The sequence below is a fragment of the Janthinobacterium woesei genome (assembly GCF_051380875.1).
Lineage (GTDB): Bacteria > Pseudomonadota > Gammaproteobacteria > Burkholderiales > Burkholderiaceae_D > Janthinobacterium.
In genome coordinates, this window is the sequence record NZ_JBNYXW010000018.1 from 1 (window position 1) to 12,668 (window position 12,668).

Here is a 12,668-nt window from a genome sequence, read left to right on the forward strand (position 1 = left end):
AAATGAAAAGTCGACCAAGGTCGGCATCGCTACCAAACGCTTAAAAGCTGGCTGGAGTGCCGACTATCTCGCCAAGGTCTTGGGCTTGCCGACTTGATGCTTCATGCAATCGCCCTGGCCTTTTTGCCCCGCTATTGAGTACATCCTTGCGCGCGTCGGCATCGCGTGCGCGCCGTGCCGCTAGCATGAAGGTGGTACAGCACTGAGCGAGGTTGTCATGCATGCAATTGCCGCGACGGCAGACACTGCCACGGAACTGGCGGGCTGGCTGCGCCTGCAGTATCTGCCCGGCGTGGGGCCGGTGGTGGCGCGTGCCTTGCTGGGCCGCTTCGGCTTGCCGCAGCACATCTTCGCCACCCCATTCGAGGCCTTGCGCGAGGTGGTGCCAGCCAGCGTGGCGCGCGCCATCGCCGAGCCGCCCAAGCCGCTGGTCAACAGCCAGCTGGAGCTGACCTTGCAGTGGCTGCAGCGCCCCGGCAATGCCGTGCTGACCCTGGCGGACCCCGCGTATCCGCCGCTGCTGCTGGAAATTGCCGATCCGCCACTGCTGCTGTACGTACGCGGCCGCATCGAACTGCTGTCGCGGCCCAGCGTGGCCATCGTCGGCAGCCGCAATGCCAGTGCGCAAGGCATGCAGAACGCGGCCGCGTTTGCGCAAGCCTTGAGCGTGGCCGGCCTGAGCATCATTTCCGGCCTGGCGCTGGGCATCGACACGCACGCGCACGAGGGCGGCTTGCGCGGCGAGGGCGCCACCGTGGCCGTGATCGGCACTGGCGCCGATTTGGTCTATCCGCGGCGCAACCTTGATCTGGCGCAAAGAATTGCCGTGCAAGGCTGCATCGTCAGCGAGTACGCGCTGGGCTTGCCCGCCATGCCGAGTAACTTTCCGCGCCGCAACCGCCTGATCAGCGGCTTGGCGCGCGGTGTGCTGGTGATCGAGGCGGCGGCGCATTCGGGCTCATTGATCACGGCGCGCCTTGCCGCTGAGCAGGGGCGCGATGTGTATGCCTTGCCCGGCTCGATACACTCGACCCTGGCCAAGGGCTGCCATGCGCTGATCAAGCAGGGCGCCAAGCTGGTCGAGTCGGTCGATGACGTGCTGCAAGAGTTGCAGTGGCTGGGCGGCACCTCCAGCGTGCCGGCAGCGGCTGATGCAGCGCAGGCCGACGCGCCGTTGCTGGCCGCGCTGGGCCACGATCCCGTCGATGCCGACACCCTGGCCGCGCGCAGTGGCCTGGCCATGGGCGCGCTGATGGGCGAATTGCTGGCGCTGGAGCTGGCGGGCTTGGTGGAGCGCTTGCCGGGAGGACTGTTTCAACGCTGTAAATGACAGCTTGTCACTTGTGTGGCGGCCACGCCGCATGGCCGTGCTTTGTCACGGCGCACCCTTGTGCCCCAGCGAACTTAGCTGCTAGAGTAGAGCCATGTTCGATATCCTGGTGTACCTCTACGAGACTTACTATCGCCCCGATGCCTGCCCCGAGCCGGCAGCCCTGGCGCGCAAACTGTCGGCCGTCGGTTTCGACGACGTGGAGATTTCCGAGGCACTGGTCTGGCTGACGGACTTGAACGCCATGGCCGGCGTCGAGCAAACCCTGACGGCCAGCTCGACGGGTACGCGCTTTTATGTGAAACAGGAAAGCGACGTGTTGGGCACGGCCGCCATCGGCTTCATCCAGTTCCTCGAAAGCGCCAAGGTGGTCTCGCCGCTGCAGCGCGAAATCGTCATCGAGCGGGCGCTGGCGCTCGACGAGGCCCCCGTTTCGCTGGGCAAGCTGAAAGTCATCGTGCTGATGCTGCTGTGGAGCCAGGGCAAGGAGCCGGATGCCTTGATGTTCGACGATCTGTTCATCGACGACGAAGACCTCCCGCCGCGCCTGTTACACTAATAAAAACGTCCATGGCGGCGTTGCAGCGTCTTGCCGTACTGGCTACTGTCTGCAACGCTGCGCCTTGCCCTGAACATTTTTATGGCACCTTGCAGCACCCCCTGCGCAATTGCTGCCTGACTCTGGCGCCGCTGCCGCGCCATCCCCTTTAATATGCAATGCGTATATGATGCTCCAGCGCGCACGCCAGGTAACGGTGTTTACGCCTGCGCATTCTTGCTTGCAGATAACTTGCCGAATTCTTCAATAGGCGCTTATCATTGGCCGCTTGACAAGACCATAAGTCACAGGGCCTTGCGCAGACAAAAGCGTCGACGCCTGGCATTGCACTGTATGATGCGCATGCTGAAACTATCCTAGAGCATTTTTCGAGACTAAAAAATATGACAAAAACCCTCATCATCGCCGAGAAGCCTTCTGTCGCGAACGATATCGCGAAGACGCTTGGCGGCTTTACCAAGCACGATGAGTACTTTGAATCGGATGAATACGTTCTGTCGTCGGCGGTGGGCCACTTGCTGGAGATCGCCGTACCGGAAGAATTCGACGTGAAGCGCGGCAAATGGAGTTTCGCGCACTTGCCGATGATTCCACCGTATTTCGCGCTGAACCCGATCGCCAAGACGGAAGCGCGCCTCAAAGTATTAAACAAGCTGATCAAACGCAAAGACGTTACCACCCTCATCAACGCATGCGATGCGGGGCGGGAAGGCGAGCTGATTTTCCGCCTGATCGCGCAAAACGCCAAGGCCAAGCAACCGGTCAAGCGCCTGTGGCTGCAGTCGATGACGCCGGGCGCCATCCGCGACGGTTTCTCGCACCTGCGCAGCGACGAAGAAATGCTGCCGCTGGCCGACGCGGCGCGTTGCCGTTCGGAAGCCGATTGGTTGATCGGCATCAATGGCACGCGTGCCATGACGGCGTTTAATTCGAAAGAAGGCGGTTTTTACCTGACCACCGTGGGCCGCGTGCAGACGCCGACCCTGTCGATCGTGGTCGAACGCGAAGACAAGATCAAGAAATTCGTATCGCGCGACTTCTGGGAAGTGCGCGCCGAATTCGTCTGCGCGGCTGGCATCTATGAAGGCCGCTGGCTCGACACGAAGTTCAAGAAGGACGAGAACGACCCCGAGAAGCGCGCCGAGCGCCTGTGGAGCAAGACGGCTGCCGACTCGATCGCCACTGCCTGCCGCGGCCGCCAGGGTATCGTCACGGAAGAATCGAAACCGACCACCTCGATGGCGCCGGGCCTGTTCGACCTGACCAGCCTGCAGCGCGAAGCGAACTCGCGTTTCGGTTTCTCTGCCAAGAACACCCTGGGCCTGGCCCAGGCGCTGTATGAAAAGCACAAGGTCTTGACGTATCCGCGTACCGATTCGCGCCACTTGCCGGAAGACTACATTCCGACCGTCATGCAGGCGCTCGAAACGGTCAAGGAAAACAGCAACTACCACCAGTTCGCCAAGCAGATCATCGACAAGGGCTGGGTCAAGCCGAACAAGCGCATCTTCGACAACACCAAGATCTCGGATCACTTCGCGATCATCCCGACGACGATCGCGCCGAAAAACCTGTCCGAACCGGAACAAAAGCTGTACGACCTGGTCACGCGCCGCTTCATGGCCGTGTTCTTCCCGCCTGCGGAATTCCAGGTCACCACGCGCTATACGGAAGTGTCAGGCCATCAGTTCAAGACTGAAGGCAAGGTCATGACCAATCCGGGCTGGCTGGCCATCTATGGCAAGGAAGCCTCGACGGACGCCGACAAGGAAAGCAATGGCAACGGCAACCTGGTGCCGGTAGCCAAGGGCGAGAAAGTGCAGACGGAAAGCGTCAATGCCAACGGCCTGGTGACGAAACCGCCCGCGCGCTATACCGAGGCGACGTTGCTGTCGGCCATGGAAGGCGCCGGCAAGCTGATCGACGATGACGAGCTGCGCGATGCGATGGCCGGCAAAGGCCTGGGCACGCCGGCGACGCGCGCGGCCACCATCGAGGGCTTGCTGACAGAACGTTACCTGATCCGCGAAGGCCGCGAACTGATCCCGACGGCCAAGGCATCGCAGCTGATGACCTTGTTGAAAGGCCTGGGCGTCAATGAATTGACGGCGCCAGAGCTGACTGGCGAGTGGGAATACAAGCTGTCGCAGATGGAAAAAGGCAAAATTTCGCGCGAAGAATTCATGCGTGAAATCGCGCAGATGACGCAAATCATCGTCAAGCGCGCGAAGGAATACGATAACGACACGATTCCCGGCGACTACGCCACATTGGTAACGCCGTGCCCGAATTGCAGCGGCGTGGTGAAGGAAAACTATCGCCGTTTCGCCTGCACCAAGTGCGAATTTTCGATGAGCAAGACACCGGGTTCGCGCCAGTTCGAAATCGCCGAAGTGGAACAATTGCTGAAGGACCGTACCATCGGCCCGCTGCAAGGCTTCCGTTCGAAGATGGGCCGTCCGTTCGCCGCCATCCTGCGCATCGTGCGCGATGAAGAGATCAAGAATTTCAAGCTGGAATTCGATTTCGGCCAGAACGACGAGAGCGAAGATGGCGAAGGCGTCGATTTCACTGGCCAGACGCCCGTGGGACCTTGTCCCAAGTGCAATGCCGGCGTGTATGAAATGGGCCTGGCCTATGTGTGCGAACACAGCATGGCCAAGCCAAAAACGTGCGATTTCCGCAGTGGCCGCATCATCTTGCAGCAGGAAATCTTGCCGGAACAAATGGCAAAACTGCTCAACGATGGCAAGACTGACTTGCTGCCGGGCTTTGTATCCCAGCGTACGCGCCGTCCGTTCAAGGCTTTCCTCGTGCGCGGCAAGGATGGCAAGGTGAGCTTCGAGTTTGAAGAACGCAAGGCCAAGCCGGGCGCCAAGGCAAAGGCGGCAGCTGCCGAGGTCGACGGTGAAGAAGGCGCCGCGCCAGCGAAGAAAACGGCCGCCAAGAAAGCCACGGCGGTGAAAAAGGCGCCGGCGAAGAAGGCGACGAGCGTGAAAAAGCCGGCCGCCAAGAAGGCACCGGCGAAGAAGGCAGCAGCGGCGGCGGAGTAATCCGGCGCCAGTCAGCCAGACGAAAGCCAGGGATCGCTCCCTGGCTTTTTTTACGGTGCGATGTTACTTGCCGATGCTCAGGCGGGCGGCGCCGCCGCTTCCACCAGGCCCATTTCTTTGAGCACTTCATGTGCCGAGCGGAAGGCGTCGATGGCCAGCGGCATGCCGCAATACACGGCTGCGTGCAGCAGCACTTCCTGGATTTCTTTCATGGAGGCACCATTGTTGACTGCGCCGCGCACATGGCCGCGCAGCTCTTGGGCGCGGCCCAGGGCTGTCAGCATGGCAATGGTGGCCAGGCTGCGCGTTTTCAAGTCGAGGCCGTCGCGGCACCATGTCGTGCCCCAGGCGTTGCGCGTGACGAAGTCCTGCAAGGGGGCCGTGAAGGCGTCGACGCGGGCAAAGGCTTGCTCGACAAAGGCGTCGCCCATCACTTGTTTGCGCATGCGCAAACCATTCTCGAATTGTTCATCCATGCCGCGCTCCCGTTGCTGTACCTTTCAGATACTAGCGAGCGGGCATGCGCTGGTCAAGCACGAGTCATGCGCGAATCAAGCGTAGCGCTGTGTGGCGTGCTTAATCGAGATAGTCGGAGTATTCGCGCTGCGCGTAGTGTTGCAGATTTGCCCACGGCTGCGCCTTGCTGACGGTCGGCTGCAGCTTGACGTCGACGCGGCGATAGAAAGTATTGGCGCGGTCGCCGCTTTCGATGATCAGGGGAATCTGTTTTTGCTCATCCCACAAGATGCGCTGGAACACGCCATTTTTTTCCACTTCGCGCCAGCGCGCGCCCGGCACGTTCGATGCCTGTCTGGCCAGCGGCATGGCGGCCACCAGTTTCGGGTCCAGCAGGTAAAAACTGTTTTCCCAGGAACCGTCGAAATTCACGTTCTCGTATTCCGCCTTCGGGATCGCCACCACGATCTTGTCGTGGGCATCGATGTATTCCACGCGTACGGTGTTCTTTTCCAGCATCACGTGGCGGGGGATCAGCACGGGATTGAAGTGCTTGTGTTCATGCTGCGTGGCCGTCGTCGCGGTTTTCAGCGCCACTTTCTTGTTTTCGCCATGCGCGTGTCCCGCATGCGCGTCGGTCGCTGGCGCCAGCACGCGCTCGACCCATACGTGGCCGGGGCGGCGCAGCATCTTTTCTTCGTAGCGGCTTTCGCGCGTCACGCCTTCGGGCGTCAGTACGCGGCTGTAGTAGGTGATGCCCAGGTCCAGGTCGGCAGGGGCGGCGGGCGCCGCTTGCGCTGAGGCAGCGAAGCCGGCGGCGAGGAGGACGGCGATCAGGGTCGGTTTCATGGTGTGGCCTTTATTGTGCAAAGGGGGCGGAGGCTCGCTGCCATCCGCCCCGGTGGGACTACGCTTGTTGCGCTACATCAAAAACCGAATGCCGCCTTCAGCAAGTCAAATACCTTGGTATTGTCCAGGGTGCCTTTGAAGGTCTTGGCGCCGGCGCCCGTGGCCAGCAGCTTGACGTCGCCGCCGCCGTGGGTTTCGCTGGCCAGGCGCACGCCTGTTTCTTGCAGGTAATTGTCTTTCAGTGCCGTGGCGCTGTCGACATTCGTGCGCAGGTCAGGACGGTTCGGACCGTTACCGAACACTAGCGTGGTGTAGGTATTGCCGTCGGCATCCTTGCTTGGCAGGTTATCCTTGTAGCCGCGGTTGATGTCGAGGATAGGATTGCCGCGCTTGCCGTAGCCGTTGAACGCCAGAGTGTGGTCATGGTCGGCCGTGACGACGATCAGGGTATTGGCCAGGGTCGGATCGGTCAGCTTGATCTTGTCGATGGCGGCCTTGATGGCGTCGTCGAAGGCGATGGTATCGGTCAGCGCGCGCTTGGCATTGATGCCGTGCAAGGCGTGGTCGATGCGGCCCCCTTCGACCATCAGGAAATAGCCATTGCTGTTTTGCGACAGCAAGTCGATGGCTTTGACCGTCATTTCCGACAGGCTAGGCTGCGTCGCGCCTTCGCCCAGCGGCGGCGTAGCGGTGCGGTCCAGTTCGTATTCCAGGTGGCTGCGGGTGCTGTACAGGCCGATGAATTTCTTGTTGTTCGGCGCTGCCGCCATGTCCGCTTTCGTCGCGGCCACGGTGTAGCCCTTGGCGGCAAATTCCGTCAGCAGGTTGCGGCCATCGGCGCGGCCGAACTTGTTGGCGGCCGACCATGGCGTGTAATGGTTGCGTCCGCCACCCATCAGCACATCGATGCCGTCCAGCAGGGCGGCGTTGTAGCCCGCGCCGCCCGGCACGCTTTGCGCGGCAATCGCATATTGCGCATTGCGGTTGCAGATGTGCGAGAACGTGGTGGCCGGCGTGGCGTGCGTCAGTTCGGTGGTGGTGATGGCGCCCACGGCCTTGCCCTTGGCTTTCGCCAGTTCCAGGATGGTTGGCACGCTCTTGCCGCCGGCCGGGCAGTTGTCCACGCCCAGGTTGCCGTTGGCGTCGCGGCCAGGCTCCTTGGCGATGGTGTCCTGCGCCATCGAGATGACTTCATTGTTCATCTTGACGCCGGTCATGTAGGCGGCCATCGAAGGCGCGCTGTCCGTCGTTTGCGCATCGTTCGAGAACGTCTTGATGCGCGCCGTGCGCTCCAGCTTGTCCATGTTCAGGCTGCCGTCTTCGCCGTATTTGTAGATGCGCGACGCCGTCACGGTCGATGGACCCATGCCATCGCCGAGGAAGAATATGACGTTCTTGGCGTCGGCGGCGTAGGCGCTGGCAACGCTGGCGGCCACGAGCGTGGCCAGCAAAGAGAGTTTCAGGGCGGGTTTCAATGCGAGTTTCATATGCTTGTCCAATTCTTGTCTCTTGGTGATTACAGACCGCCGGCGGTCTTGACCAGGCCGAATACTTTGGTGTTGTCGATGGTGCCCAGGAAGGTTTCCGAACCCTTGCCGATGGCGCCCAGGAAGACGTCGGTGCCGCCGTGGGTTTCATTGCCGGCCGTGGTGCGGATGACCGCTTCCTGGTGGTACATATTGGCGCTGGTGACGGTGTCGTCGAGGCTGGCCATGGCGGCGCGGCTCGACTGCGTGCGGTTTTCGCCATTGCCGAAGCCGATGATCGAATACGGTGCGCCGTCCAGGTCTTTTTCGACGGCGCCGGTGACGTAGTTCTTCACCAGGCCCAGCACGCCAGGGTTGCCGGCAGCCGTCTTGCCCGTGCGCTTGGCGTAGCCGTTCAGCACCAGCGTATGGTCATGGTCGGCCGTGACGACGATCAGGGTATTGGCCAGGGTCGGGTCGCTGAGCTTGGCTTTTTCGATGGCTGCCTTGATGGCGTTATCGAATGCAACCGTGTCTTGTAGCGCTTTCTTGGCCGTCGTTTCGTGCAGCGCATGGTCGATGCGTCCACCCTCGACCATCAGGAAATAGCCTTTCTTGTTCTTGGCCAACACATCCATGGCCTTGGTGGTCATTTCCGCCAGGCTAGGTTCCTTCGCCGCATCGCGGTCCAAGTCGTAGCTCATGTGGCTGGCGGTGAATACGCCGAACAGACGCTCTGTCTTGGCAGCATCGACAGCCTTGAAGTCGGTGGCGTTGTTGGCGATGGTGTAGCTTTTGGCTTTCAGTTCGGCCACCAGGTCGCGGCCATCGGCGCGCTTGCCGCCATCCTTGAATGGCGTGAAAAATTGCGCGCCGCCGCCCAATACCACTTCCAGGCCGGTGCTGCCCAGGGCGCTGTTGTAGCCGGTGCCGCCCGGCACGAGGGCTGCGGCGATATCGTTTTCCAGGTCGCGGTGGCAGATGTGCGAATACGTGGCTGCCGGCGTGGCGTGCGTGACGCGCGCCGTGCTGACGACGCCAGCGGCGAAGCCCTTGGCCTTGGCCAGTTCCAGCAGGGTGGTGGCGGGCGTGCCGTTGCCGGTGCCGCATTTGTTGACCAGCTTGTTGCCGTTGGCATCCAGGCCCGGATCGATGGCCAGCGTGTTGGCCGACATCGAGATGACTTCATTGTTCATCTTGACGCCCGTCATGTAGGCGGCCATCGATGGCGCGCTGTCGGTCACTTGCGCATCGTTCGAGAAGGTCTTGACGAAAGCCGTTTCCGGCAAGGTATCCATGGTCAGCGAACCGTCTTCGCCCACCGAATAGATGCGCGCGGCCGTCATGGTGGTCAGGCCCATGCCGTCGCCAAGGAAAAAGATGACGTTTTTCGGCGGCGCTTCGACCACCACCTCTTCTTTTTTTGCGTCGCTGCCGCAGGCGGCCAGCATCAGGGTAATGGCGACGCTGCAGCCAGCGACGGAAATTTTTCTGCGTGTCATGTGGTTCATCCGGCTAGGTTTGAAAGAGCTAGCAAGATAACAATCCAATGTGACACCATTATGACGATGTGACGGGTTTCGCCACGGCGCTACGCTGTTGCCTGCAGTGTTGCTTTATCGCACGTCATCGGTGGAAAAAAACACCGTGTGTACAACGTGGTTTTCTGGCCAGCAGTGGCAGCGCAGCCGCCAATTACATCGAATTGAGCAATAAACTATTGCGCTTTATCGGGTTTTTCTACCGGATTGAGCAACGTAAGATGTTCGCATCCCCATCATCTTGTGAAGGCGCATCATGTTCTCGAAAACCATTAGCAGCGTTCTTGTTTCCACCGTGTTCGCCGCCGGCGCCGCCTCGGCTGCGGCTGCCGCCTCCGCGCCGCTGACGCTGGAAGTGTTCAATCCGGGCGAAGCGGCCATCTTTCCCGTCGCTTCCGTGCTGGTGGCGGGCAAGCATGACGCCGTGCTGATCGATGCGCAATTCTCGCGTGCCGAAGCGCAAAAACTGGTGGAAAAGATCCGTGCCAGCGGCAAGAAACTGACGACCGTCTACATCAGCCACAGCGACCCGGATTTTTATTTCGGCCTCGACGTGATCAAGGCGGCTTTCCCACAGGCAAAAATCGTCGCCACGCCAGCCACCGTGGCGGAAATTCGCCGCAAGGCTGACGCCAAAGTGTCCTACTGGGGGCCTATCCTGAAAGACAATGCGCCGCGCAGCATCGTCATTCCGCAAGCTTTGACGGGCCAGCGCATCATTTTGGAGGGCCAGGCGCTGCATGTGGCCGGCCCCACGCCATCGCGCACCTATGTGTGGATACCATCGATCAAGGCAGTGGTGGGCGGCGTGGTGCTGTTTGCTCACTTGCACGTGTGGACGGCCGATACGCAAAGCGCGCAATCGCGCCAGGACTGGCTCAAGACCCTCGATGGTATTGCCGCCTTGCATCCCGTCACCGTTGTGCCGGGCCACTTCAAGCCCGGTTCGGCCGGGGTTGCTCAATTTTCTCCTGACAGCATCGGCTTTACGCGCGACTACCTGGTGACGTTCGAAGCTGAAACGGCAAAGGCGGCCAACTCAGCCGCCCTGATCGTGGCCATGAAGCAGCACTACCCGAACCTGGGCCTCGACGGCGCATTGGAGACCAGCGCCAAGGTGGCGAAGGGGGAAATGCCATGGTAAGCAGCAACATGCCTACACTGCATTACATTTTCGATCCCCTGTGCGGCTGGTGCTATGGCGCCGCGCCGCTGGTCGAGGCGGCGCGCGCCGTAGCGGGCCTGGCGGTGGCGTTCCACGGCGGCGGCATGATGACGGGCAGCAATCGCCGCCAGATCACGCCCGCCTGGCGCGGCTATGTCCTGCCGCATGACCGGCGCATCGAGCAATTGTCCGGCCAGCCGTTTGGCGACGCCTATCTGCATGGCTTGCTGAACGACACCACGGCAATGATGGATTCCGAGCCGCCCATCACGGCCATCCTGGCGGCCGAGGCGCTGGCCGGCAAGGGCCTGGACATGCTGCAGCGCGTGCAGCGCGCCCACTATGTGGAAGGCTTGCGCATCGCCGAGCTGCCCGTGCTGGTGGCGCTGGCGCAGCAGCTGGGCATGGACGGCGCTGCCTTCGAAGCGGCGTATGCGCAGCAAGCGGGCGCGGCCACGCAGCAGCATATCGCTGCCAGCCGCGCCCTGCTGGCGCAAGTGGCCGGCCAAGGCTTTCCCACGTTCGTGTTCGACGATGGCAGCGGCAAGCTGGCCGTGATCGATATCGGCGCCTTCCTGGGCCAGCCGGACAAGTTGCAGGCGCAATTGGCTGGCGCTTGTGGCGCGCAAGGATGCGTCTTGTAAAGCAATATTGTAAATATCTATCGAACCGATAAAATCAATTAGCTTTTCCTTTGTTGTTGCACTCGTTACACTGTTTGCATCAGTCAACAACGAAGGAAAAGCAGTCATGAGCCAACAGCCGCCATTCAGCACCGCGTCGGGCATTCCCGTCGCCGATAACCAGAATTCCATCAGCGCCGGCCCTCGCGGCCCTTTGCTGCTGCAAGACTTCCACCTGATCGAAAAGCTCCAGCATTTCAACCGCGAGCGCATCCCCGAGCGCGTGGTGCATGCGAACGGTTCGGGCGCCTACGGCACCTTCACCGTCACGCACGATATTTCACGCTACACCAAGGCCAGGCTGTTTGCCGAGGTGGGCAAGCAGACGGCGACTTTCGCCCGCTTTTCCACCGTTGGCGGCGAACGCGGCAGTGCCGACACGGAACGCGACCCGCGCGGCTTTGCGCTGCGTTTCTATACGGAAGAAGGCAACTGGGATTTGGTCGGCAACAACACGCCCATGTTTTTCATCAAAGACCCCATCAAGTTTCCCGACTTTGTGCGTACGCAAAAGCGCGATCCGCACAGCAACCTGAAATCGGCGGAAATGATGTTCGACTTCTGGAGCCATGCGCCGGAAAGCCTGCACCAGGTCACCATGCTGTTCTCGGACCGGGGCACGCCGGACGGCTACCGTCACATGGATGGCTTCGGCAGCCATACGTATAGCCTGATCAATGCCGACGGCCAGCGCGTGTATGTGAAATGGCATTTCAAGACGCGCCAGGGCATCAAGAATCTGTCCGCAGCTGAAGCGGGCCGTTTGGCCGGTGCCGACCCCGACTACGCCCAGCGCGACTTGTTCGGCGCCATCGAACGGGGCGATTTCCCGCAGTGGGAAGTCAAGCTGCAGGTGGCAACCGAAGAGCAGTTGGAAGCATGGGAGCAGCGCACGGGCTGGAATCCGTTCGACTTGACGAAAGTGTGGCCGCATGCGCACTTCCCGCTGCTGCCGGTGGGCATTTTCGAACTGAACCGCAACCCGGACAATTACCACGCGGAAGTCGAGCAGGCAGCCTTTTCGCCCGCCAACGCCGTGCCGGGCATGGGCTACTCGCCGGACAAGATGCTGCAAGGCCGGCTGTTCGCCTACCACGACGCCCAGCTGTACCGCGTCGGCACGAACCACCAGCATTTGCCCGTGAATGCGGCCCGTTGTCCCTTCCACAACCAGCAGCGCGACGGCGGCATGGCGATCAACAATGGCGGCGCGGCGCGCAATTATGCGAACGTGGCTGCGGCAGGCACGCAGCCGCAAGGACTGGGCCATGGCGAGCCGTCGCTGGCGCTGGCAGGTGGCGCGGCGCGCTATGATGGGCGCGGCGTGGAAGACGATTTCACGCAGGCCGGCAATCTGTTCCGCCTGATGCCGGCACAGGCAAAGCAAAACCTGTTCGACAACCTGGCCGGGGCCTTGAGCCAGGTGCTGCCAGAAACGTTGCAGCGTCAGCTGGCGCAATTCGACCAGGCCGACGCTGCCTACGGCGCCGGCGTGCGCGCTGCCTTGCAGGCGCGGCGCGTGGCGCTGTAAAAGCGGTGGCAGGCGCAACAAGCTGCTTGCGCCTG

10 protein-coding genes are annotated in these 12,668 nt (G+C 61.4%); 6 read left to right on the forward strand and 4 right to left on the reverse strand.

Annotation, left to right across the window (positions count from 1 at the left end; all coding sequences use genetic code 11):
- Nucleotides 1–217: 217 nt before the first annotated feature.
- The 3 genes from dprA (at nucleotide 218) to ACQ4W6_RS20165 (ending at nucleotide 4,942) form a co-directional block, all read left to right on the forward strand.
- Nucleotides 218–1,330 carry a DNA-processing protein DprA gene (dprA, locus tag ACQ4W6_RS20155; protein ID WP_436568954.1) on the forward strand — a complete coding sequence of 371 codons (1,113 nt, stop codon included), beginning with the start codon at nucleotides 218–220 and terminating at the stop codon, nucleotides 1,328–1,330.
- Between the two features lie 94 nt (nucleotides 1,331–1,424).
- Nucleotides 1,425–1,889, forward strand: coding sequence for a Smg family protein (locus ACQ4W6_RS20160; RefSeq protein ID WP_436568955.1), 465 nt, complete (start codon nucleotides 1,425–1,427; stop codon nucleotides 1,887–1,889).
- 383 nt (nucleotides 1,890–2,272) lie between these two features.
- On the forward strand, nucleotides 2,273–4,942 hold the full coding sequence (locus ACQ4W6_RS20165; RefSeq protein ID WP_436568956.1) for a DNA topoisomerase III: 2,670 nt from the start codon (nucleotides 2,273–2,275) through the stop codon (nucleotides 4,940–4,942).
- Between the two features lie 77 nt (nucleotides 4,943–5,019).
- Here the strand turns inward: ACQ4W6_RS20165 and ACQ4W6_RS20170 are convergent, their stop codons facing one another.
- The 4 genes from ACQ4W6_RS20170 to ACQ4W6_RS20185 form a co-directional block, all read right to left on the reverse strand.
- On the reverse strand, nucleotides 5,020–5,418 hold the full coding sequence (locus ACQ4W6_RS20170) for a carboxymuconolactone decarboxylase family protein (protein ID WP_436568957.1): 399 nt from the start codon (nucleotides 5,416–5,418) through the stop codon (nucleotides 5,020–5,022).
- Nucleotides 5,419–5,518: 100 nt separating this feature from the next.
- Entirely contained in the window at nucleotides 5,519–6,247 is a 729-nt protein-coding gene (locus ACQ4W6_RS20175; RefSeq protein ID WP_436568958.1) for a hypothetical protein, read from the reverse strand.
- Nucleotides 6,248–6,324: 77 nt separating this feature from the next.
- On the reverse strand, nucleotides 6,325–7,734 hold the full coding sequence (locus ACQ4W6_RS20180; RefSeq protein WP_436568959.1) for an alkaline phosphatase: 1,410 nt from the start codon (nucleotides 7,732–7,734) through the stop codon (nucleotides 6,325–6,327).
- Between the two features lie 29 nt (nucleotides 7,735–7,763).
- A complete protein-coding gene (locus ACQ4W6_RS20185; RefSeq protein WP_436568960.1) occupies nucleotides 7,764–9,215 on the reverse strand; it encodes an alkaline phosphatase in 1,452 nt (483 codons plus the stop codon).
- A 295-nt stretch (nucleotides 9,216–9,510) separates the two neighbouring features.
- On the opposite strand from ACQ4W6_RS20185, the gene ACQ4W6_RS20190 reads away from it, so the two are divergent.
- From ACQ4W6_RS20190 to ACQ4W6_RS20200, 3 genes are all read left to right on the forward strand, one after another.
- Complete coding sequence (locus tag ACQ4W6_RS20190; RefSeq protein WP_436568961.1) at nucleotides 9,511–10,398, forward strand: MBL fold metallo-hydrolase; 888 nt, start codon at nucleotides 9,511–9,513, stop codon at nucleotides 10,396–10,398.
- An 8-nt stretch (nucleotides 10,399–10,406) separates the two neighbouring features.
- A complete protein-coding gene (locus ACQ4W6_RS20195; protein ID WP_436568962.1) occupies nucleotides 10,407–11,063 on the forward strand; it encodes a DsbA family protein in 657 nt (218 codons plus the stop codon).
- A 106-nt stretch (nucleotides 11,064–11,169) separates the two neighbouring features.
- On the forward strand, nucleotides 11,170–12,633 hold the full coding sequence (locus tag ACQ4W6_RS20200) for a catalase (protein WP_436568963.1): 1,464 nt from the start codon (nucleotides 11,170–11,172) through the stop codon (nucleotides 12,631–12,633).
- Nucleotides 12,634–12,668 lie beyond the last annotated feature (35 nt).